The following is a 23028-nucleotide window of genomic DNA, read 5'->3' as shown; positions in this document are numbered from 1 at the left end:
CAACATCCTAGCTGTCTGGGCAACCGGACCTCGTTAGTTCAACTTAGAACGAATTTGGGGACCTTAGCTGATGGTCTGGGTTCTTTCCCTCTCGGCCTTGGACCTTAGCACCCAAAGCCTCACTGCCGGCTATATTTGATAGCATTCGGAGTTCGTCTGGATTTGGTAGGATTTGACTCCCCCGCACCCAATCGGTAGCTCTACCTCTATCAAACTCTACGCCGACGCTGTTCCTAAAAACATTTCGGGGAGTACGAGCTATTTCCCAGTTTGATTGGCCTTTCACCCCTACCCTCAGGTCATCCGGAAACTTTTCAACGTTTATCGGTTCGGTCCTCCATTACATGTTACTGCAACTTCAACCTGCCCAAGGGTAGATCACAAGGTTTCGCGTCTACCTCATCTGACTATGCGCCCTATTAAGACTCGCTTTCGCTTCGGCTGCGTCCCTGAAGGACTTAACCTTGCCAGACAAGAGTAACTCGTAGGCTCATTATGCAAAAGGCACGCTGTCACAGGACCTGCCTGCTCCAACCGCTTGTAAGCACACGGTTTCAGGTTCTTTTCACTCCCCTGTTCGGGGTTCTTTTCACCTTTCCCTCACGGTACTGGTTCACTATCGGTCTCTCAGGAGTATTTAGCCTTACCAGATGGTGCTGGTGGATTCCCACAGGATTTCTCCGGTCCCGCGGTACTCAGGATACCACTATGTCAACATTCTTTACCTGTACGGGGCTCTCACCCTTGTCGCGCAGTTTCCCACCTGCTTCCAGTTCATAGCGCTGTACAATGTCGTGGTCCTACAACCCCGTCTATGCCGTAACATAAACGGTTTGGGCTCTTTCCCGTTCGCTCGCCACTACTTGGGAAATCATTGTTATTTTCTTCTCCTACGCCTACTTAGATGTTTCAGTTCAGCGCGTTCGCGTTTTATACGACTATTCTTCAAATAGTCAGGTTGCCCCATTCGGAAATCTACGGATCGGTTCGCATTTGCCAATCCCCGTAGCTTATCGCAGCTTATCACGTCCTTCTTCGCCTCTGAGAGCCTAGGCATCCCCCGTGTGCCCTTATTTACTTTCTTCACCGGCATAGCCTTTTGCTACTATGCGGCTGCTTTTGATATATATACCCATATGCTACGCAGAGATTCGTTCGGCATTCACCGAGGGTCTCCTCTCTACATCAAACACATACACGTATTGTCTCTATACTGTTGTCTTCTCTTGTAATTTTTTTTCTCTTTCAATATGTCAAAGAACTCTTTTTCCGGTATCCTGAAGTATATCTTTATATACTTCACCGGAGATGTGGAGAATAACGGATTCGAACCGTTGACCCCCTGCGTGCAAGGCAGGTGCTCTAGCCAGCTGAGCTAATTCCCCTTAACTTTTCGTAGTCCCGAGCAGATTTGAACTGCTGACCCCTACATTATCAGTGTAGTGCTCTAACCAACTGAGCTACGGGACTAGCTATTTCCTGTTCATCTATCTCTCTCGGTCCTGCTCCTTTCGGGGCGGGCACTTTCTTCTGATGTTTTTCTTCTTGCAATCATATGTAACGTGACGAGCACCGATCTTCGATACTCTAGAAAGGAGGTATTCCAGCCGCACCTTCCGGTACGGCTACCTTGTTACGACTTAGCCCCAATTATCGGTTTTACCCTAACACGCTCCTTGCGGTAACATGCTTTAGGTACCCCCAACTTTCATGGCTTGACGGGCGGTGTGTACAAGGCCCGGGAACGTATTCACCGCGTCATTGCTGATACGCGATTACTAGCGAATCCAACTTCATGGGGTCGAGTTGCAGATCCCAATCCGAACTGTGAATGGCTTTTAGAGATTAGCATCATATTGCTATGTAGCTGCCCGCTGTACCATCCATTGTAGCACGTGTGTAGCCCCGGACGTAAGGGCCATGATGACTTGACGTCGTCCCCACCTTCCTCTCTGTTTGCACAGGCAGTCTGTTTAGAGTCCCCACCTTAAATGCTGGCAACTAAACATAGGGGTTGCGCTCGTTGCGGGACTTAACCCAACACCTCACGGCACGAGCTGACGACAGCCATGCAGCACCTAGTTTCGTGTCCCGAAGGACGAGTGCGTCTCTGCACTCTTCACTAACTTTCAAGCCCGGGTAAGGTTCCTCGCGTATCATCGAATTAAACCACATGCTCCTCCGCTTGTGCGGGCCCCCGTCAATTCCTTTGAGTTTCACCCTTGCGGGCGTACTCCCCAGGTGGATAACTTAACGCTTTCGCTGGGACGCTGGCTGTCTATCGCCAACATCGAGTTATCATCGTTTAGGGCGTGGACTACCAGGGTATCTAATCCTGTTCGATCCCCACGCTTTCGTGCATCAGCGTCAATACCAGCTTAGTGAGCTGCCTTCGCAATCGGAGTTCTAAGACATATCTATGCATTTCACCGCTACTTGTCTTATTCCGCCCACTTCAAATGGATTCAAGCCCATCAGTATCAAAGGCACTGCGATGGTTGAGCCACCGTATTTCACCCCTGACTTAATAGGCCGCCTACGCACCCTTTAAACCCAATAAATCCGGATAACGCTCGGATCCTCCGTATTACCGCGGCTGCTGGCACGGAGTTAGCCGATCCTTATTCTTCCAGTACATTCAGCTAAATACACGTATTTAGGTTTATTCCTGGACAAAAGCAGTTTACAACCCATAGGGCAGTCGTCCTGCACGCGGCATGGCTGGTTCAGGCTTCCGCCCATTGACCAATATTCCTTACTGCTGCCTCCCGTAGGAGTCTGGTCCGTGTCTCAGTACCAGTGTGGGGGATTCTCCTCTCAGAGCCCCTAGACATCGTCGCCTTGGTAGGCCGTTACCCTACCAACTAGCTAATGTCACGCGAGCCCATCTCTATCCTATAAATATTTAATCAACCGAACATGCGAACTGTTGATGTTATGCGGTGTTAATCTCTCTTTCGAGAGGCTATCCCCCTGATAGAGGTAGGTTGCTCACGCGTTACGCACCCGTGCGCCACTCTCACCATCTTCGAGCAAGCTCTCCGATGGATCCCGTCCGACTTGCATGTATTAGGCCTGCCGCTAGCGTTCATCCTGAGCCAGGATCAAACTCTCCATTGTAAAATGAAGTTTTTGATTCCAACTATTTATAATAATCAGAATTCTTTTTTTATATCTCTGATCTTGGATCGAATTGAACAATTACTTGAATTTGTTCATGACTTTCGACTTTCGTCTGTCTACTCGTCACGCTTACATGATTGTGTTTTCTTAAAGAACTTTGTCGCTTCAACTTCCGTATCCGCTATATTCCGAGGGCATTGCGCCGTCTTTATCTTTTTTGTTTTTCCCTTCGTTTCCGTTGGGACTGCAAAGGTAGAAATCTTTTTTGAACTTCCAAAAACTTTGTGAAGTTTTTTTTCTTTTCTCTTTTTCCGATTTCCGCGCTCAACTCTCGTTAAACCCTTCTTTTTTTTCATGGTTTCTTCCTGCGAAGTAACCGTCCCTCCCTTGCGGAGTGGTGCAAAGATAGGGAGTTTACTAACAAACTTCCAAGGCTTTTGTTCTTATTTATTTCATTTTCCCCTTAACTGCCTGTAAGGGTGCGAGATTCTTTTTGTAAAACAGGTGATCGGAAGGCTGGGAAGGCCGGATCCGGCAGCCCGGGCGGATGCGGGGAAGCCCAAGGCACCGTGAAAAAGGCTCCCCGGGGATTTCAGCACCGCCCGCAGCGGCAAACATAAGCAGCCAATACCGGGAACGAAATGCCGCGCGCAACTGATGGACGGAAGAATATCGGAAAAGCCGGAAAACTGTGCCACCGGAAAGATCGCATCGGAAAGAAACCGCAACGCAGGATATAACAGGGGACGGACGGATATCGGTAAGGTCTAAAAGGTGGCAGCACACAGGTTTTGGAATACGCTCTTTTGCAACTATACTTTCTTACCTGTTTACTTAGGTTTAGTTTAGGGTTTAGTTAGAGTTTGTTTAGGTATAGTATAGGTTAAAGCTAAACTAAACCTAACTTAATACTAAGCTAAATATAAACAAAAGCTAAACTAAAGAATAAAGCATCCTTAACTCTTCTTTATTTACTGGGGAAGCATGGCTCATTTAGGGAAAACTAGGGTTCCGCCTCGTGAAAATAACTCGGAAAAACACGCTATAAAGGCACAAAAGAATGCTAGGGCTCAGCAACGCATAAATACACACTTAGAACTCGCCTCTCCCCTAAAAGTTTATGTCCTATCATAAGGTAGGTATCAAGGTATAATTGAATCACAGCTAAAAACATCTTATTCACTTTAAAAGAGGATAGAAAGAATTTCTCACAGGAAGTTCATTCAGTTTTTAAAACGTCAAGACAATAACGAGATCCACAAGCTATACTCACTAAACACAGAAGCTCCGAATCATTCACTGCGATTCGGAGCTTCATTTGCGCCAGTTTACCTATCCTAGTCTCTTAATGCTGTAAGATCAGCCTTAGGCTTGGGTAGGTTCATGTTTTTAATTGCCAGACGACAGCCATCAACCATTTCCTGCGTCATGGCATAGGTATACTTTCCATAATCGTCGTATTCCAAGGTACCAACGAAAAAGAATCCGTATTTATCAAAGAAATCCGTCAAATCCAATTTGGCCACTTCGCAGGCTGTTTTAACAAAATTCAGCTGATGGACGGCAGGATTACGCTCACCCATCATGCGATCTGAACTCCAATCTGAACGCTGTCTTCTTGGTTTACTCATATTCTGCTGACGGAAAGCCTCAAATAGATCAGCATAAAAATCGGGGCGTTTTCCCTCACCCTCAAAATAGAGCTGTAACTGCCAAAAAGGAATCAAACGATCGAATACATCCGGATCGGACAAATAAGAAATTCGTTTTTCAATAATATTGGTCCTCGCTTTCTAAAAATTGTTCTGCTCTGAAACCCGAGTTTTATTACCAAACGAACGTGTTACATATAAGGAGAACAGGTTGTTGCTCACCTCACCCAAACCACCCCAATTAAACATTGGACGTGTCTGGTGTACGTGGCCCACCTCATGACTGAAACCCCAGCAAAGATCTCCTTTAATCACCGATTCCGGCGTTACCACCATCTTCATCGCGTAACCAACTTTATCGCCCATATAGGCAACCCCATCACCATCATGAAACATGTAATAATTATAGTTCACCCGCGCGAGAATACGATTCTTCGGTACTTTATTATACTTCTCCAATCCCATTAAGCGATGTTGTCTATACACCAGTGAATCGTAATTACGAATTAGCTCCACGCCTTTTCCATAAGCATACTGCTTCAATGCCTCTATTGGATAAGCCGTCTGAATATGCTCACCTTTTGCGTCCATAATTGGATAAATAACGTTTGCAATAAATAATCTGCGAGAGAACAACAGTCAACCGATTGCGCAAAAATAACACAATCGATTGAGTAAATTTTGTGATAGAATTCGGCTACATCTGCCAGCTGCAAAATATAGTTAATGGATACCTTTAAAAATTCTATTCCAACGTATTTTGGAAAGTCCATTACCATCTGCATTCCAGCTCATCCAGGTAAACAATGCTTTTCCGACAATATGATCTTCCGGAACAAATCCCCAGTCCCGCGCATCGAGCGAATTGTGCCTATTGTCGCCCATCATCCAATAATAATCCATTTTAAAGGTGTAGGAATCTGTTCGGTTTCCATTGATATAAATCCCATCCGATTTCTTTTCCAACTGGTTATTTTCATACACCCGGATAGCTCGTTCGTAGAGTGGAAAGGTCTGTGCATTTAGAGGAATAGTCATGCCTTTCTTAGGAATGACAAAGGGGCCAAAATTATCGTAGTTCCATTTGTATTGTGGATCGTTTGGAAAGGTGTTTGCTTGGGCAACTCCCGGTTTTTCCAAGTTCATTTGCATGGATTTGACATTGGACCAGGATTTCACCATTGCCGCCTGTTCTTGGGTTAAAAAGATGAGATAAGCGCCGGGCTGAATGGGAGAGACTTCTATTCCCATATCTTTCAAGCGCTGTTCGTCCAGACCAGTCTCATCGGTCATCACAATATAATCCATTTGACTTTCCGGAGCAACAAAACCTGGCTTGTCGTTCACAAACAATACCCCTTCTTTCATACCGATTTTATCTCCCGGCATTCCCACACATCGCTTAATCAAATGTTCACGTTTATCTACTGGGCGGGTCTGAATCGTAAATTGTTGGTGTACAGCTTCACGCCCCATGCTACGCACCAAATCATAATAGGGCAAGTCCTGATTTTCCACAGCAACGGTATCACCGGCAGGTGCATTAAAAACGATTACATCATTCCGCTTGATCTCTTGAAATCCGGGCAATCGTTTGTAAGGAATTTTAATGAGTTCAGAAAAGGCTTTCCCTCCTATTAATGGCATCGTATGATGTGCAAAAGGAAAGGCTATTGGTGTATTGGGAATGCGGGGACCATAATTTAGTTTACTCACAAAAAGATAATCGCCAATGAGTAGAGACTGCTGCATAGAACCCGATGGAATCATAAATGCTTCCAATAGAAATCCACGAATTAGCGTTGCTGCGACAGTTGCAAACACAATCGCGTCGGCCCATTCACGCACCATTGATTTTTTATAGGGATATTTCTTCTTATAATCCATATAAGATTGATGTGCGATCTCCAACTCAGCTTCCTTTGTCGCCCCGCGACCTTCGGCATGCGCTGCTTTCAGATTTTTGGCGTATAGCCCATTTAGAAATTGCACATTTTTATCTTTGCCCCAAAGCGGCAGAACGATGAAAGGGACCAGTACTGCGGCGCAGTTTTCCCAAAATCTTCTTTTACCAAAACAATGAATAAAATCGAGGTAGAGATTATAAAATACAAAAATATTGACGATCGGAACCAGCAAAAGGATCAGCTGCCAGGTCTTCTTGCCCAGGATACGTGATTGGATCCACTGACTATAGACGGGAACAACTCCCTCCCAGCCTTTGCGTCCTGCTTTTTCAAAGAGCAACCAAAAGCCGTAGGCTGCGATTATAGTCAGTACAATAAAGATTGTAAGTATCATAAATTCGTTTAATTGCAGAATCAGTAAAAAAAAAATATCAATAAATAATAAGTTTCTTTCTCTCCTCGGAAGAGGTTTTGGAAAGTTGAAGCTCATTGTAGCGCATAACGTACTTTATAAAAAGATCATAATCGTACTTCTTTTCATTTTCAAACTCAGCAAATAGCTCCGGTTCGTCATTGATCAAACGCCCCAAAGCAATTGTACGCTTCTTTTTGCTGTTGCTAAAAAGTCCATTCGTATTGCTATTTATTTCAATCACCTCACCGGTTGACTTTTTTAATGCATAGGCATATTTAGACTTACTTACTCCAATGGATAACATCGTACCTCCACCGCCTGTACCAAACATCATTCCGCCGCCACCACCGAGATTCAAATTAGACACATAATAAACCATTATTTCTCCATCAACCAGCACTTCAGCAAAAGTTGGCTCCTCTGTATAATATCGACCTATTTGAAATACTTGTGGAGAAGTTCCCTGAACAGGTTCCAAGCCATTTTCGACATAAGAGGGTGCATAGACTTTTCTTTTTGATTCCCAGTAAGCACGAAATACCTGATCTGGGGTAAAAGTTAGTTTCTCTTTCTGTTGATTTTCAAATTTGAGTTGGTGATCCTTGATGGAGGAGATTTTTCCATAAAGGGTATCTGCGTTCATAAGCACTACGTAATCCAATTTTTTCGCGGCTTCCTGGGCACTGGCTGTCATTAGTATACTGGCGCAGGAAGACAAAATCACAGCAGTTAAAATTGATATGGCTTTCATTGAAATCTGTTTTTGTCAATAGCTTTTGATCGCATAAACTCTTTGACTGTATTCACTTATACTTGGCACTCTCCGCCAAGCTTCACGTAAAACTACATAAAAATATGAAATTCAAGTTCAGCCTAAGGAGTTTTAACGTTTGTTAGCATTTTGTTTTGCTAGGTGCTTTCCTACGATACTGCGCAGAGATTTTAGGACCCCGTGTTTCTCAAGCAACAACAGTTGCACGGCAAAAAACAAAGCCACATCATTTTTGCTGATGTGGCTTACTGAACTGCGCATGCAATGATTTTAACTTTTATATTTACTTTCAAATGCTGTAGATGCTTTATTGACACCATTGCTCATATTTTCAAACGCTTTATTAATATTGTCAAGCAATGCAGACTCTTTGGTCGCATCTGGTGTTTTATTTTTTCGGAGCTCAATCAATTTGGGATAATCCTCCGTAACGATTTTCTTATACCCATTTAAGCCATCAAGCACTGCTTTTTGGAATGTCGCATCGCCTTTGAAATCTCCCAGATCTTCTACTTTCTTGATATCATCATTCAGAGATTTCTCCCAATCTGCACGTACCTTTTCGGCTTTCGTATAATCGGAACTATTCATTGCGGCATTCATCTCCGTCACATGTGTTTCACTACTGTTGATAACAGTAATGATCGAATTGTTGTATGCTGCAGGATCTTTTTCTCCCGTACTACAACTTGACATAGTCAATACCGCTACGGTCACCATGCCTGTAATAATTTGTTTAATCATTGTTGATCTATTTTTTCTTTATATTTCAGCATTAAATGCTCATTTACACAAAGATAGTCTTCAAATCATCGGGATTTCATCACGGAAATCAGGGATTTCCGGGGCCATTCAAGCTAAAGGGACATTAACTGATTTCGAAAGTTGTGATTGCCATTGCGTTGATCAAAACGGTCTGCAAGTTGATCCGCTAGTTTCCCATAATGGGTCGCCAGTTCACTTGCGGTGTAGGTATTTTTCCCTTGAAAAAGATTATGCTGATTGCCGAGCTCAAGTATAAAAGGTTCGTCGGGACCGAAGTTCTTCATGGCTTCGGCGATGTAGCAGGCCAATTGGAACATGGATCTATTTTCGGGACCATCGGCCCAAGGTAAAAAACGTTCGATCCATTCCTTGGCTTTACCACTATCGGCATAGGAAAAATAGGTTGCTAGTTTAATCGCCGAGATCAAAATTGCGGAATCCTTTTCTTTCTTAAAAACCTCCTTTTCTGCCAGCAGCGCCATTTTATCCGCTTCATCTTACCTTCTTTAACACAATGAGAACCTTTGTAAACAGCATCGATATGCCAACTCTAAATGACAATTTACACACACAATTGTTTCTGACAAAGATACCTTGAATTTGGGAAAGATTTAGGAATACACTGCTAGTCTCCTATTTTAAGCTGACATCCAGGTAAACCGAATGACGTCCGTAGGTATCATAAAACGGTTTATAAAGCACATCATCAATATAAAATTCCAATGTTTCGGGATTCCCTTTAATCGACGTAGCAATATCGTTGGCGTTTAAGGTTACTTTACGCCAGTCTTTTCTTGCTGCAGGTTCCTGGGCTGCCAATAAGATCGGCCCATAAAATAGGCTGGCAATATTGGGCTGATCCATAACTGGCTCCAGGTGAAACTGAAATGGCATTTTTAAGTTGATCACATCGCCATCTTTCCAGCTACGGTTTAAGGTCAGGTAAGTTCCGGGCTCAGCCTTGATTTTTTGATCGACACCATTGATTGCAACAAAAAATCCCTTTGTTGCCCAGCTTGGCACCCGCACATGAAGTTCAAATTTGCCATTCCCCTTTATCTTAAGCGATGTTTGATCCGCTTTCGGGAAACTTGTTTGTTGCTCGACGCTGATTCCGCGTTCCGTCCAATGTAAAGTAGAAGGAATATACAGATTGACATACAGCGCCTGATCATCCTTGCTCCTAAAATAGATCGTATTCTGCAATTTGGTACTGCTCTCAATAGCCGTACCATTACAGCAGGTAAAGCCTTTCATATCCGCATTTCCAAACTGCTTGATAGATCCCGCGCGTAAAGGCACATGATAGGTATTTGCCGGACTATTTTCTGCAACAGAAGCTAAGATGTGATTGTATAATCCACGTTCATAATAATCCATCAACTCTGCGCGCTGATCGAACATAAACAAGTCACTTGTCAATTTCAACATGTTATAGGTTGCGCAGGTTTCGTTCTGCCCACCTGCAGAAAATCCATTTTCATATAATGTCGCCGGCTCGCTAATAAAACATTCGGCATTGGCTGGATTTCTTGCCCCAGCCACACCACCGATACTATACATATAATCGTTGGTGGCCTTATACCAAAAGTTGTCCGCTATTTTATAATATTGAGGCTCATTGGACACCCGATATAGCTCCATGCTGCCCACAATTTGAGGTATATGCTGATTGGCATGTAGCCCTCTAAAAGTATCTACATTTTTGGCCAGTCCATGTGCATGCGCTGCATTGCCATAGAACATATCAATATTGTCAAATAAACGGGCGGTTTTTAAATAGTTCTCTTCACCCGTTATACGATATAACCTTGCCATCACTTCATTCATCCCACCAAATTCACCGGCGATATAGGTATTCCACATTTTGATCAGTGTGTCGGTCGGGACTTGATTTAAACGCGTATACACCCAGTTGCCCATTCCCTGAGCGATCTCTAATGCTTTTTTATTTCCACTTACCTCATAAACATCCAGCAGGCCGGCCAAGATCTTATGCAGGGTATAATAAGGAGCCCAAATTTGGTTCTTCTGTCCGCCATATTTTGCGCCATGCTCGAGCATAATAAACTGATCCGGGGGATAGGCACTGATAAAACCTAGCCCCCAGTTCCAATAATCTGTACGGATTCCTTCGTCACTCAAGTCAGAATCATAAGCCGATTTACCGGGGCCATAAGGTACCGCAGCAGGATCTGCGACATAGGCTTGCCCCGCTTCTTTCCCTTGTCTCGGTGCGCCCGACAACTTTGACAAGGCATAAAGCACGTTGACCATGGTATCCATCTTCCCCATAAATTTTGACTGGAGCGCTTTATCATACCCTGTGCTCGCATACGCCTGTGCAATTGCCGTCAGGTAATGTCCTGTAGCATGACCACGCAGTTTGATATCTTGACTGTCCCACACTTCCAAAGGCTGCGCACCTGCCGGTTGCTTCTGCCCAAACGCGTGACGAAACATATAGAGGAATGAATTAGGATCCGATTTTGCCAATGTATCAATGAATTTATTCCGATTTTCAATAAACTTCGTTTGATGATGCTTTACATCCGTATTAAGGGAAACCTGATCCAAATGAAATGCTTCCAATTTTAAGTTAGGCAAGTTGGACTTTGCCCGCCCTTTAACGGCAATGATTGCTTTGGGTTTCAGATCAGTCCCGGGAACACGCCCCGTGACGGTGTAAGCTGTTTGCTGCGCGACGGCACTATTGTCGGTTGGTGCAGGCCACAACACACGCACTTTTGGTCCCACCATACCGTCTTTATATGTACCGACGACATAACTCGGCAATCGAGGCAGCTCGCCTATCGCTGTTTCTACGGTGACATCTGCAACCCCTGTTAAGAACGCATTATAAAGCGCTGCTTTATTCATTGGAAATCGCGGTAGGTCATCCTCAGCCTTACCTTTAGAAGCAACATCTTCACGCACACCCTTCAACAAATTTCTATACACCATGCCGATCTGGTTTTGATTCAGTGGCACACGATAAATGCGAAAATCATGCAACAGTGCATTTAAACTTACATTGCCACCCGACAGGGATTTTCCGATGTATAGTGTCCTCTTGCTACCTGCCTGTCCAAAAACCTCGGTCAGCTCCTGTGGGATGTCGTTAACTTCTCCAGCGGGCATACCATCTAAATATGTTTGCATGGTCCCTGTAGCAATATCAACTACGATGGCCAAGTGCACCCATTTGTTTAAAGGCACAGCCGAAGAGACCGCATTTTTTACTTCGGCCTTCTTTTGCGCGATTATCCCTATATAGCCATTTTGTAGCGCTGTACCTGTTGGTGTCCCTGCAAAATGCCTGGTGATATCTTGTCCAAAATCGAATAAATACTGGCCAGACTGCGCTGCACGCAAATATATCCAACCTGTAATGCTGATCGACTCGAGATCAGCGAGTACTTTCGCTGGAAGTACGACAAAATCGTCCTTTCCTCCAGCGAGATAAAGCACCTTTGTAAATTGCTTATCTGATACAAATGAAGCTTTTGTGCCCTGGAATTTACCATGTAGCCCATTGCGCGACCAATCCTTAAAATCCCCATCAAAGACATAGCGGGCCACCATGCCTGTCTCCCCGATACCATCTAAGATCTGATCCCCACCCTGTGCCACAGCTACAGCGGTCATTTTGATAAAAATTGTGAGAATTGCTGCAAAATATATCGTATATCTTTTCATATCGCTATCTTTTATTCGCTAATGATTTATTGTTTAAAGATCACCCTCTAGCCCGGTGAAAGCTATTACCGTATCCTTTTCCTTGATTGTCTTCAACAGATGACGAACAAGAAGAAAAGCAATCCCTATTAATAAGCTTCCAAAATCGAAGAATATTTTCTGTATTGCTGTCTATTTGACATTTATAAAATTAATGACTCTACATCATTATACATAGGTTTATTTTAGCCAATATTCTCCAGATTTTAACTACTGTCCATCGAGTCTACTGTCGTCCACGGGCCCACAACTCCTCCTGTCCCCTAGCAGAGGTAACACCACCACTATACTATGCCCATACTAAGAGCAGGTACCAACACCACTATAACGATCCCCATACAAACCTATGGAAACTCAGCCCGCCATGACCGATTACTCCTCGGTATTTTGTATTTTAGATTCGATATGATCTACTTTGGATAAACGAAATTCAAAAATTTGGGCACCAGTGATCAGTCTGGATGGTTTCCGCAAGGAACAGACTGCAGGGCGCGACGAACTCCTATTTAATGAACTGCATGGCGAACGGCTCATCGACAAACCGCATAAACATGACTTCTTTATCATAAATCTGTTCGATAAAGCATCCGGCGTCCATACGATCGATTCGATTGACCATATCATCAAAGACCATCAGGTTCATGTGCTCTTTCCGGGGCAAATGCACAAATGGCATGTCTATGCGGGTACAATAGGCTATCAACTCATGATTGAACGATCTTTTTTTGAGCACTTCGCCCCTTTCTTTCGCTTTTCATTCACCAATTACCAAAACCATCCCGTCATTGATCTTACCGCAGATGCTTTTGCACAATTGCATTATGAATTTGAATCTATGAAGCAGGAGTTAAAAAGAGAAAATTCACTTATTCCATTGATAACTGCCCGAGCGGGAGTGATCGCAGCGATTGTAAGTCGAGAGGCCGAGTCTGCCTTCACCGAATTCAAAGTCTATCAGTCTGTTCCACGACTTGCAAAGTTCAATATGCTCATTGATGAATTTTTTAGGGAGCAAAAGCTCGTCGCCTTTTATGCCGAAAAGCTTCATATTTCGCCCAATTACCTGAATATACTGTGCAAAAAACATCTGAAAATATCAGCCACACAACTTATTCACCAACGGATCAGCATTGAAGCCAAACGTCTTTTGCAAAGCACAGAGCGATCCATTAAAGAAATTGCCTTTGAATTGGGTTTTGCAGATCAAGCTTATTTTTCAAATTTTTTTAAACAGCAAACGGGGGCAAGTCCAAGTGACTTTAGAGAAAATATTCATGTGGGGGAAACTCCAAGTCCTTTGAAAACAACTTGAAAAAAAGATAAATCACACAAAGAATGGCAGAAATCTCCCAGCAATAATAGGGTACCAGCTATGTAACTTTGTAAAAGACTGGTAGACTTTTTATTCCGGTCACAAAATAACATAATAGGAAATCAAATGAAATCAACGGCCCTTACACGCAAGGAGTTTATCAGAAACTCTGCTCTGGCTCTTGCGGGTGCAACATTTATCCCGGGAATGCTATTTGCAGAAAATCAACCTAATGTGGTTCATCAAGGACTTTTGAGCGGCTACCAAGGTAAAAAAGTTATACGTTGAAAAACGTGTTGTTGGAAACCGGATTTGAGTACGATGGTGATGGCAATGTAACCGCAACAAAGACCGGTCTTTTTTCCATTCAGATAGCAAACGGCAAAATCAAAAATATCAGTGCCAACAGCAACAGTGTTGATGCGATCGATGCAAAAGGACTTTTGATGCTGCCTTCTTTTAAAGATATGCATATCCATTTGGATAAGACCTATTATGGCGACAAATGGCAGGCAGTAAGACGTGGCCCCGGAGGTGTAAAGGGTATGATTGCTCTAGAACAGAAAATTTTGCCAGAACTGCTCAAAATTCTACCCATAAAGCAGAAAAACTAATTGAACTGTTACAATCCAAGGGAACTGCCTTTGCACGTAGCCATGTCAATATTGAACCGACATCCAAACTAGATTCTTTACATCATCTGCAACTGGCACTTGAAAACAAGAAAAATGGATTTGGAGCTGAATTGGTTGCTTTTCCACAACACGGTGTCTTCTATACCGATTCGGTTCCTTATCTCAAGGAAGCGGCTAAAACCAATATTGATTTTATCGGTGGGGTCGATCCTTTTTCCATCGATGGCGCTATTGAAAAGACAATGGATTTTACGGTTCAACTGGCATTGGATAACAACAAAGGACTTGACATTCACTTACACGAGTCTGGAGAATCCGGTTTGAAAACTGTAGAATACTTAATCAATAAAGTAAACGAGAACCCTGTTCTCAAAGGCAAAACCTACCTCAGCCATTGTTTTGTGCTTGGTCGACTGGAAAAACCCAAACAACAAGAAATGGCCGAAAAACTGGGCGCCGCACAAATCGGTATAGTTTCTACGATCCCATTTGGAGGGTTGATTATGCCTATTCCGACGCTCATGGAAAATAATGTTAAAGTCATGACGGGGAATGACAGTATTGTAGATCATTGGAATACTTTCGGAACAGGTAGCGTGCTACAAAAAGCCAATCTTGCAGCTCAGGTATACGGCCAGGCTACCGAATATGCACTATCCCGTATGCTGAAACTTGCTACTGCAGGCCCTACTCCATTGGATGACAAAGGCAATATGCAATGGCCAAAAGTCGGAGACAGTGCAGACATTGCATTCCTTGACGCAAGTTGCTCAGCGGAAGCTATTTCAAGAATATCGCCCGTAAAATCACTTATCTATCAAGGAAATCTTGTTTTTTAACCGTAAGACAAGCCAATAAACGATTCAGGCAAAAAAACATCTCCTATGAAAACCAGAAAAGTTCGGGGTAATCATTGCCTTCGGACCTTTTGTTTATGATTTAAAATACTTCATGATCCGCGGTTCAATCCGATCGCTCAGTAGATAAGCCAGGGCAAGCATAAGAATGATAACACCTGAAAGGAGCAGGTATTTATTCAGATACAGGTGATTAAAAATAATAAAGCCGATGTGTTGATGGATTAAATACAGCGGATAGGTCAACATGCCGATTTTAACAAATCCAGACGAATTGATCGCCTGCAGTTTTTTACAGGAAACCAGTAACATGAGCAGGTAAAACACAACGATGGTCGCACCAATAATATAAGGTGAAAAGTCACTGTGGAAGGTTCGTTCCAACCAATGAATACGTCCCACAGCACCATCGATGGAAATGTACAAACACCAAGGTAGGGCCACAAAATGCTGAACTTTTCCTCCATGCAAAAAGATCTGACAAAATATAATTCCAGCAATAAAGTATGCACTCCAATCGAGTAAAAAGAACTCATGGATTGCGTCATAAATTTCCGAAGGCCCAACAAAAAAGCGTAGGCTGGACAATAGCAGCCAAAAATACACCAGATAATCTAAACCTATTTTTTTAAATTGATTTAGAATTAGAAATAAAGCGATGATCAGGTAAAATTTCAACTCCACATAGAGTGACCAATAAGCGCCATCGACATCCCCCTGTCCCCATAGCTTTTGCACCATAGTCAGATTAGCTAATAGTTGGGTAAATGTGACATGATAACGCGGTGCGCCCCAAAAATAAGAAACGATAAAAGTCAACAGCAAACAAATCCAATACATCGGATACAAACGCTTGAAACGGGAATAGCAGAACTTACGCAACGAAAGATGCTTAATGGAAAAAGCGATCATAAAACCACTGATGATAAAAAATAAGTCTACGCCCAGGTAGCCATATTTAAAATATTCTCCGACTCCATCGAAACCCAATAGCGACATATTTCCGGCTGCATACCCCCGATATAAGTAATGGTATAATACAACGGCGGATGCTGCGATAAAGCGAAACAGATCAATTTGGTAAATTCTTTTGGACTCAGACATTGGCTACAAAAATAGCGGAAGTATTGAAATAAAAAAATCTCCTACAATTGCTATTGAGGAGATTTTATAGATCTGTTAAAAGGATTTTACAAGCCTTCCGCTATGGTAATTACAGCACGACTTAATCGAGGATCATCGTAGTACATATTATCCACACCACCTTTGTATATTGTTCTTAGTTGAGAAGGGTTCACATTAAATTCTTTCACCAATACATTATAGATTGCCTCTGCACGTTCTTTACTCAAACGCTCATTAGTTTTCGGAGAACCTGTACCACTATCTGCATAACCTGTAATCGTATAAACAACATTTGCATTTGTTTGCTTGATCACTTTAGCTAAAAATCCTAAGTTCACACGAGCCTCGTTGCTTACCGTGCTCTTATTAATTGGGAAGGTAAGTAATACAGGCGCAGCGATCACTCTATTTTCAACTTTGATATCAGTGATAACTTCCGTTTTAGCATTTGCCAATTGAGTTTTCAATGCTGCATTATCCGAAGCCAAAGCATTCACACGATCCACAAGTGATCTAAGTTGAGCCTCATCGTATCCGATAGTAACGGTTTCAGATTTTTTCCAGCTATTCTGTTTGAATTTATAAACCAATCCCAATGTAGCAGACAAAGGCCCTTCATTACGTCTCTCTCCCTCTTCACCATCAAATCTATCATTCACCATCGCACCACGTACGTCCAATGTAAGACCGAATGAATTGCTTAGACGAAATGTGTTATAAACCCCTATGTTTGCGCTCACTTCACGTTGTTGTGGATTTTTAGCATCAGATTTAGTCCACATCCAGCCTAAACCTGCATAAGGAATCAATTCGTAGAAACGGTTTTGCTTATAACCTCCAAAGATATTCATCAAATTAAACATCGCATCACCATGCACATGATTGTATTTAAATTCCTGGTTTGTCAACCAATACCCCTCCCAAGGAAGCTTGCTGTACGGAGTACCATCACTATGACTTCCATTTTGAGTAAGGCCTTTTACTTTAAACCCCGTATACCCCGCACGAACACCAATACCAGGCGTAAACCATTTACCAATATAAAAATTAAAGGCTGGTGTTATTCTATCACCAAATTTCATCTCGTCATTATGGTCTCCAAAATAAATTTGAGCACCGGCACCGGCACCGATAAACCAGTTACCAAAGAATTTATTTGTTTCGAATTTATAGCGATCAGTACTTTCCACAATAGTGGTATCTTTTCTCAATTGAAAAGATTGGGCTTTAGCCCCAATAAAAAGAGACACCGCGAAAATTAGTGTAAAAAATTTCTTAGTCATAGAGACGATTTAAGTTAATAAGTATTTTTTTAAAATATGACTTTTATAAAAAACGATTAATAATGATTAATAATATGATTTACTTTTCATTATCAAATTTACAAAATTCTGATTATCAATATCAATAACGCAAAAGTACTGAAATTGTTCTTAAATTGGAAAAAAATTTTTTTTAAAAAAAAATTGTAATGATACATCACTTGCGTCCTAAACGTTTAAAAAGTGGCGGTGTTTGGATATAGCAAAGTTGCTATATTTAAATTGCAAAATTATAACACACCGCCATGATAAATTTAAATGTTTTTAGTCAGATTTTATCTCTTATCGACCGCGAATTATTCAAAGATTTGGTTTCAAAGCACAAAAGTGACAAACATCAGAAAGGGATCAACAGCTGGACGCATCTAGTCAGTATGCTTTTCTGTCATTTTTCCTCGGCAGATTCGGTTCGTGATATTAGTAACGGCCTACGCAGTACCACTGGTAATCTGAACCACTTAGGTGTAGTAAGAGCTCCAAGTAAGTCTAATATATCCTATATCAACACACACCGTACCCATGAACTTTTCAAAGATCTTTACTATTCTGTTTTGGATAGGCTTTGGCAAAAGGACACCCATTTTCGCAAAGATCTTGGTCAGCTAAAGCGTAAAGTATATCTGATGGATGCAAGCATCATCCCCTTATGTCTATCTGTATTTGACTGGGCAAAGTTTCGCAGCACCAAAGGTGCCGTTAAAGCTGCACACTGTCTTGGATTATGATGGCTGCCTACCTGTTTTTATGCAGATTACCGATGGAAAAGTACATGAGACCAGCGGGCCGGTAGTTACAGTTTTTCCAAGGGAAGCGTGGTGGTAGTGGACCGTGGCTACGTGGATTACAGCTGGCTTGGGGATTTGGACAGCAGGGGGTGTTATTTCGTTACCAGGAGTAAAGTTAATATGAAGTACAAGGTTATCAAGTCCTATCAGAGTGAAGCACTCATGGAAAAGGGGATCCTTAAGGATGAGCTCATTGAGCTATCCGGTGCTGCCTGCAATAAATACAACGGCAAGCCGCTACGCCTAGTCCACTCTTGGGACAGCACCACTGGCAATGAGTACCACTTTTTGACCAATAATACGAAGTGGAAGGCTTCTTTGGTGGCAAACATCTATAAACAACGCTGGCATATCGAAGTCTTCTTCAAGCATCTAAAGCAGCGATTAAAAGTATCGACATTAATAGGGACTTCTGAAAATGCAGTGATGATCCAGATCTGGACTTCACTCATTGGCATATTACTGTTAAAATACTTACAAAAAAAGGCCAAATATGACTGGAACCTGTCCAATCTGGTCGCATTCATCAGAATGAATATCTTCGTGAAAATAAACATCTGGCAATGGATAGATGATCCCTTTCTCAGGCCGCCTATAAAAGGAAAAAAGGGACAGCTAAAGATCTTCGCAGATTGAAAAATAGGGGTCAATATCGAAATGATGAAAAAAGCTATGCCTGTACCACAGAAATCCAATCCTAAAATTTATTTAGGACACATATGATGATACATCTACAAGTCCATCTGTTATTATAGCTCCAAGAAAATGATTTCTTTTTACTATCTTAGTATTTATGTAGATTATACAATACCCACTATGTCCCGACCATATAATCGTACTATTAAATCAAGTCTTTATCTTGCCTTATTTTTAGGTTTCTATTCTTGCAAAAAAAGGAAGATATTCCGCCTTTAAAAAACCGCAATGAAGAACAGCTTTTAAAAGATAGTTTATACTATTATTATAATAAATATTCCTATTGGAGCGACGATTACATCCCAGATTATTCGGATATATCAATTTTTTCAGATCAATATAATTCCCCTCGAGAAGTTTTAGATGCTTTAAAATCAAAAACACCGTACGATCGCTATTCTTACTTTTATGACATTTCTACAAAGAGCAGTAACACTGCAAAATTAAAGGCTGATGCAAACAGCGGATATGGCATCCTTTATTGGAATTGGGGTATTCCTGACAGTAAAAATAAATATCCACTTTTATACATGGTAGAGCGAGGCTCACCAGCCTATGTGGCGGGCCTTAGACGGTCAGACCTTATCCTCGAAATCAACGGACAATCAGCAGAAGTCCCGTCAGCTTTAATAAAAGCACTCAAAGCTGGGACAGCGACCCCACCCGAAACAGTGCAGTATATAATCTTTGGCTGCAGGCGCTAAACGGATCTAATCTCGTATTAAAAGTAGCACACGAAGATGGAAATATAGAATCTGTCACAATAAACTATCAGCGTAGCTATGAAATTGACCCTCTGCTCAAAGAGCAGGTTTATGAATTTACGGACAACAATGTAGGATATTTAGCCTATAGCTCCTTTGAGGAGATTGAATCAAACAATCTGAATCAGCGACAAATTGACGCTGCATTTAACCATTTCGAAAATAAAAATATCAAATCGCTTATTGTAGATTTGCGCTACAATGGTGGAGGCTATGTGGATGCCGCAGCCTACTTAGCCGATAAGATTATCAATTCAGCTGGAGACGGCAAACTGATGTTCAAGTATGATCTAAACAAGTATCTGACTACCCAAAAGAACAATGGCAACCCAGACTTTCAAGACATCTACTACAGCAAAAGAAACAACCTCGAGCTAACATCAGTTTATTTTATTGTTTCAAAAAACACAGCCTCGGCAGCAGAGTTACTGATCAACGTATTACGTCCCTATCTAAACGTCAAATTAATTGCCGAACAAAGTGCTACTTACGGGAAACCTGTAGGTTTTTTCGAAAAGAAGATTCTGAATAAAATTTCTTTTTGGCCAGCCTCCTTTAAGCTGATCAACTCTGCCGGAATATCCGACTATTGGAATGGAATTGCCGCAGATAAAATAGGCGTAAATGACTATGGATTCAGTGATTTTGGCGATCCAACAGAATCGATGATTGCTACTGCACTGGATTATGCCGCTCCAAACAGAACACTTAAAGCTTCCGAAAAAACGGCAAAACACAAAATCAAGAAGATAACCATCCCAACAAACGAAAACAATATACCAGAACGGGGTATGATCAAATTACTAAATAAATAATTTACTGTTTGACACATTAAATAAAAAAGGGCCGCTATTACCCCAACAGCAGCCCATAATAATCACTTATTCAAACCTAACTATATATTAATTTCTTACACAGCGGACATTCATAAAATTTGATTTCACTACGTTCAGCCCTCCACCTAAGCCCGGCAACAGAGAGATATCAAGCAGAGCAGTTGTAAGACCAGCACTCGAATTTGACCCATCAAAATGAATTTGCCCCACATTTAAAAGAGGTGGAATATTCAGGAGCTTAGTACTTGTCCAATACTCCGCATTTTGCCCATAAAAACCCAGACTCAGATCAATCAATCCGGCTACGAGCGACAAACCGACAGCAGAACCATTTAAATTAAACCTCAAGTTATTTGTCGGATACGGGGCAGCTGTCCCAGTAGCCGTATACTGAATATACTGTCCATTAACGTAAGTTGGAGTTTTGGCAGTTAGGAGCAAACGCCCTACCAATCCTTCGTAATCGTTTTGTGTCGCCTGTCGCCAAACTCCAGCCGGATAAACCAACAGACAAGGATCAGCCTCAGAACCCGATGTCTGATAAATCTGTGGCCTAGTTGCACCAGCAGAGAAAAATGTATTTCCTGCCTGGGTCAATTGATTTAAGTGATGGAAGCGATAGGGATTATGATCTGAATCCCCTGCATAATACAGATTTGCACGCGCCCATCGTGTTGTAATTGGCGATCCTCCCAGAGGAGTATTGGACACGGTCGTTATCGGAGATTCCAACATATCTATCCTAAAAGTTCGACTCTGCCCCAATACCGGCGTAAAGTTCGGCGAACTAAACACCGTTGACAAGGTACCAAAGCTTCGAGTAGGTTGACCTTGCGAAACAGCGTATGCATCCAGATTGACAATCAGGCTGGTCAATGTTACATTTAAATTCGCTAATGTCGTCGGATCTGCTGTATAGAAATAAGCAACCTTCCTATCGTTAAATGCGTAACCATCTATACTATTTGTTGCAGAAGCCGTGGCCGTCGTCACAGTTGTCAATGTATTAGAAATATTCCCTGTCAACAGATCAATATTTCCTGTCTTTAGCTGGCCGGAATTGGTTAATGTGGCTTGATTCAAGTCTGCAAACATGCCCACCGTATTCACTTCTACCCCTATACGTGCCATTTTACGTTTAAATACAATCCCAAGCGGCGTAGTCTGTTGACCAGCAGGGGTAATGGTACCACTCGAATAGAGAAAATCACGATTATTACCCAAAGAAACAACAGGGGCAGCGTTATTCGCAATCGTTGGAAGATCAGCCGCACTAAAGGTATTATAAGAAAATGCAATCCATTTATATTGAACACCACCGTCGACAACGATACTTAATGGATTACCAGACGTCATATTTATACTTGTTACAAAAGAGTTATCTGATGCTTTATAGAGCAGCAAGCGATATACGATATCACTCGGAAGCGCTGCAGCACGCACAGCGGTTGATTCTTTGCTAGTACCATCATTTACCATAACCACATGCGCAGCACTTGTTTCTTCGGTTACCATTGAAAAACGAGTGTCGAAACCCGCCGATTGACTCACAATTTCAGTGGGTAATACTTTATTTTCAGCGACAATCACTCCCGGAGCCACCTTAGCCGTATTTCCTCCACCCGAATCTTCCGTTCCCAACACACTTACAACCAACTTTGTTTTTCCATCCGACTCTGTGCCCTTGTCTTTGTCTTTCGAGCAGCCGATATTCATACACACAACAAACAACAAGAAAAGAACAGCAAATATGCTATTATCCTTATAAAATAATATCTTCATAATTAATTAACATTGAAATGAACTTATAATTAGTTTTAGAAATCACCCGAAGAAGAGCCTCCAGGCAACTCAGCACCATAGGATTCGATATCGGGATTATACTGACCATTCACAGTACCACCTGTTACTAAGGCAGATCCAGCTGCGATACCTTCTTCTTTATTTACCAACTCCATTTCCAAAATGGGGGCGATATACTTTTCTCTTTTCATTTTTTTTCATTTTATAAGTGGATTAGTGAGCACCAATACTTATTAACAACTTGCAATTACGGCTTACATTTAAATACTTAGTTATAATATATTCCATTTTAACAACAATAAATGTACTATTAAAAATAATTTTTAACAAAACAACATCACTATACATTTAAAACATGTTACCACATCAGTTGCAAAAACAAATAACTAATAAGATAATAACGAAATAAAAAAAAAAACAACATAACAACTAATAATACAGCACATTATAAATACAACACAGAGCAAATAAGAGATTCCAAATTCCAAAACAAAATCGTGCAAAGGAATAATAAAGTCAAA

The 23028-nt window shown here is 41.9% G+C and carries 17 protein-coding genes, 2 tRNA genes, 2 rRNA genes and 2 pseudogenes; 8 read left to right on the top strand and 15 right to left on the bottom strand.

Annotated elements, in window-relative coordinates:
• The 11 genes and pseudogenes from DTA23_RS16765 to DTA23_RS16715 form a co-directional block, all read right to left on the bottom strand.
• Nucleotides 1-1084, bottom strand: a 23S ribosomal RNA gene (locus DTA23_RS16765); the annotation flags it as partial.
• 227 nt (nucleotides 1085-1311) lie between these two features.
• A tRNA-Ala gene (locus DTA23_RS16760) sits at nucleotides 1312-1385 on the bottom strand.
• 11 nt (nucleotides 1386-1396) lie between these two features.
• Nucleotides 1397-1470 (bottom strand) — tRNA-Ile (locus DTA23_RS16755).
• Between the two features lie 121 nt (nucleotides 1471-1591).
• Nucleotides 1592-3120 (bottom strand): 16S ribosomal RNA (locus DTA23_RS16750).
• 119 nt (nucleotides 3121-3239) lie between these two features.
• Nucleotides 3240-3479, bottom strand: coding sequence for a hypothetical protein (locus DTA23_RS16745; protein WP_112375428.1), 240 nt, complete (start codon nucleotides 3477-3479; stop codon nucleotides 3240-3242).
• A gap of 981 nt (nucleotides 3480-4460) precedes the next feature.
• Nucleotides 4461-5366 (bottom strand): annotated as a pseudogene (locus DTA23_RS16740) (M60 family metallopeptidase).
• Nucleotides 5367-5498: 132 nt separating this feature from the next.
• Nucleotides 5499-7076, bottom strand: a complete 1578-nt coding sequence (gene lepB / locus DTA23_RS16735; RefSeq protein ID WP_112375459.1) for a signal peptidase I — start codon at nucleotides 7074-7076, stop codon at nucleotides 5499-5501.
• A 37-nt stretch (nucleotides 7077-7113) separates the two neighbouring features.
• Nucleotides 7114-7848, bottom strand: coding sequence for a hypothetical protein (locus tag DTA23_RS16730; RefSeq protein ID WP_146753107.1), 735 nt, complete (start codon nucleotides 7846-7848; stop codon nucleotides 7114-7116).
• 291 nt (nucleotides 7849-8139) lie between these two features.
• Complete coding sequence (locus DTA23_RS16725; RefSeq protein ID WP_112375426.1) at nucleotides 8140-8613, bottom strand: LIC11966 family surface protein; 474 nt, start codon at nucleotides 8611-8613, stop codon at nucleotides 8140-8142.
• A 113-nt stretch (nucleotides 8614-8726) separates the two neighbouring features.
• A complete protein-coding gene (locus DTA23_RS16720; protein ID WP_112375425.1) occupies nucleotides 8727-9116 on the bottom strand; it encodes a hypothetical protein in 390 nt (129 codons plus the stop codon).
• A gap of 151 nt (nucleotides 9117-9267) precedes the next feature.
• Complete coding sequence (locus DTA23_RS16715; RefSeq protein WP_112375424.1) at nucleotides 9268-12333, bottom strand: beta-L-arabinofuranosidase domain-containing protein; 3066 nt, start codon at nucleotides 12331-12333, stop codon at nucleotides 9268-9270.
• A 454-nt stretch (nucleotides 12334-12787) separates the two neighbouring features.
• Between DTA23_RS16715 and DTA23_RS16710 the strand changes: the two genes are divergently transcribed.
• The 4 genes from DTA23_RS16710 to DTA23_RS16705 all read left to right on the top strand — a co-directional run bounded on the left by DTA23_RS16710 (nucleotide 12788) and on the right by DTA23_RS16705 (nucleotide 15158).
• Nucleotides 12788-13684, top strand: a complete 897-nt coding sequence (locus DTA23_RS16710; RefSeq protein ID WP_112375423.1) for a helix-turn-helix domain-containing protein — start codon at nucleotides 12788-12790, stop codon at nucleotides 13682-13684.
• Between the two features lie 126 nt (nucleotides 13685-13810).
• Nucleotides 13811-13972 carry a hypothetical protein gene (locus DTA23_RS27185; protein WP_172462441.1) on the top strand — a complete coding sequence of 54 codons (162 nt, stop codon included), beginning with the start codon at nucleotides 13811-13813 and terminating at the stop codon, nucleotides 13970-13972.
• Entirely contained in the window at nucleotides 13969-14298 is a 330-nt protein-coding gene (locus DTA23_RS29290; RefSeq protein ID WP_256604049.1) for an amidohydrolase family protein, read from the top strand. The genes DTA23_RS27185 and DTA23_RS29290 overlap by 4 nt, the downstream gene beginning before the upstream one ends.
• On the top strand, nucleotides 14190-15158 hold the full coding sequence (locus DTA23_RS16705; protein WP_256604047.1) for an amidohydrolase family protein: 969 nt from the start codon (nucleotides 14190-14192) through the stop codon (nucleotides 15156-15158). Before DTA23_RS29290 ends, DTA23_RS16705 begins: the two co-directional genes overlap by 109 nt.
• 93 nt (nucleotides 15159-15251) lie before the next feature.
• Here DTA23_RS16705 and DTA23_RS16700 read toward each other — a convergent pair whose 3' ends face one another.
• Nucleotides 15252-16280, bottom strand: a complete 1029-nt coding sequence (locus tag DTA23_RS16700; protein ID WP_112375422.1) for an acyltransferase family protein — start codon at nucleotides 16278-16280, stop codon at nucleotides 15252-15254.
• 86 nt (nucleotides 16281-16366) lie between these two features.
• Nucleotides 16367-17584, bottom strand: coding sequence for an OmpA family protein (locus DTA23_RS16695; RefSeq protein WP_112375421.1), 1218 nt, complete (start codon nucleotides 17582-17584; stop codon nucleotides 16367-16369).
• 284 nt (nucleotides 17585-17868) lie between these two features.
• Here DTA23_RS16695 and DTA23_RS27815 point away from each other — a divergent pair, with 284 nt between their 5' ends.
• The 4 genes and pseudogenes from DTA23_RS27815 (at nucleotide 17869) to DTA23_RS16680 (ending at nucleotide 20683) form a co-directional block, all read left to right on the top strand.
• Nucleotides 17869-18348, top strand: coding sequence for a DUF4372 domain-containing protein (locus DTA23_RS27815; protein ID WP_218565401.1), 480 nt, complete (start codon nucleotides 17869-17871; stop codon nucleotides 18346-18348).
• Between the two features lie 84 nt (nucleotides 18349-18432).
• Nucleotides 18433-19044, top strand: a pseudogene (locus DTA23_RS27810) (IS4 family transposase); the annotation flags it as partial.
• A gap of 248 nt (nucleotides 19045-19292) precedes the next feature.
• Nucleotides 19293-19808, top strand: a complete 516-nt coding sequence (locus tag DTA23_RS16685; RefSeq protein ID WP_112375420.1) for a PDZ domain-containing protein — start codon at nucleotides 19293-19295, stop codon at nucleotides 19806-19808.
• Nucleotides 19709-20683, top strand: coding sequence for a S41 family peptidase (locus DTA23_RS16680; RefSeq protein ID WP_112375419.1), 975 nt, complete (start codon nucleotides 19709-19711; stop codon nucleotides 20681-20683). Before DTA23_RS16685 ends, DTA23_RS16680 begins: the two co-directional genes overlap by 100 nt.
• 87 nt (nucleotides 20684-20770) lie before the next feature.
• On the opposite strand, the gene DTA23_RS16675 is transcribed toward DTA23_RS16680, so the two are convergent.
• Both DTA23_RS16675 and DTA23_RS27180 read right to left on the bottom strand, forming a co-directional pair.
• Nucleotides 20771-22486 (bottom strand): fimbrillin family protein, encoded by a 1716-nt coding sequence (locus tag DTA23_RS16675; RefSeq protein WP_112375418.1) that lies wholly within the window; start codon nucleotides 22484-22486, stop codon nucleotides 20771-20773.
• A 35-nt stretch (nucleotides 22487-22521) separates the two neighbouring features.
• Nucleotides 22522-22698 carry a hypothetical protein gene (locus DTA23_RS27180; protein WP_172462440.1) on the bottom strand — a complete coding sequence of 59 codons (177 nt, stop codon included), beginning with the start codon at nucleotides 22696-22698 and terminating at the stop codon, nucleotides 22522-22524.
• Between the last annotated feature and the right edge of the window lie 330 nt (nucleotides 22699-23028).

It is taken from the genome of Sphingobacterium multivorum, from assembly GCF_900457465.1.
Lineage (GTDB): Bacteria > Bacteroidota > Bacteroidia > Sphingobacteriales > Sphingobacteriaceae > Sphingobacterium > Sphingobacterium multivorum.
Note: the sequence above shows the minus strand (reverse complement) of the source record. Positions and strands in the feature narration are given on the sequence as shown.

Coding starts and splice junctions, on each gene's coding strand:
- DTA23_RS16745 (WP_112375428.1), bottom strand. CDS start 3,479: ATGAAAAAAAAGAAGGGTTTAACGAGAGTTGAGCGCGGAAATCGGAAA.
- lepB (WP_112375459.1), bottom strand. CDS start 7,076: ATGATACTTACAATCTTTATTGTACTGACTATAATCGCAGCCTACGGC.
- DTA23_RS16730 (WP_146753107.1), bottom strand. CDS start 7,848: ATGAAAGCCATATCAATTTTAACTGCTGTGATTTTGTCTTCCTGCGCC.
- DTA23_RS16725 (WP_112375426.1), bottom strand. CDS start 8,613: ATGATTAAACAAATTATTACAGGCATGGTGACCGTAGCGGTATTGACT.
- DTA23_RS16720 (WP_112375425.1), bottom strand. CDS start 9,116: ATGGCGCTGCTGGCAGAAAAGGAGGTTTTTAAGAAAGAAAAGGATTCC.
- DTA23_RS16715 (WP_112375424.1), bottom strand. CDS start 12,333: ATGAAAAGATATACGATATATTTTGCAGCAATTCTCACAATTTTTATC.
- DTA23_RS27185 (WP_172462441.1), top strand. CDS start 13,811: ATGAAATCAACGGCCCTTACACGCAAGGAGTTTATCAGAAACTCTGCT.
- DTA23_RS16705 (WP_256604047.1), top strand. CDS start 14,190: ATGGCAGGCAGTAAGACGTGGCCCCGGAGGTGTAAAGGGTATGATTGC.
- DTA23_RS16700 (WP_112375422.1), bottom strand. CDS start 16,280: ATGTCTGAGTCCAAAAGAATTTACCAAATTGATCTGTTTCGCTTTATC.
- DTA23_RS16695 (WP_112375421.1), bottom strand. CDS start 17,584: ATGACTAAGAAATTTTTTACACTAATTTTCGCGGTGTCTCTTTTTATT.
- DTA23_RS27815 (WP_218565401.1), top strand. CDS start 17,869: ATGATAAATTTAAATGTTTTTAGTCAGATTTTATCTCTTATCGACCGC.
- DTA23_RS16675 (WP_112375418.1), bottom strand. CDS start 22,486: ATGAAGATATTATTTTATAAGGATAATAGCATATTTGCTGTTCTTTTC.
- DTA23_RS27180 (WP_172462440.1), bottom strand. CDS start 22,698: ATGAAAAGAGAAAAGTATATCGCCCCCATTTTGGAAATGGAGTTGGTA.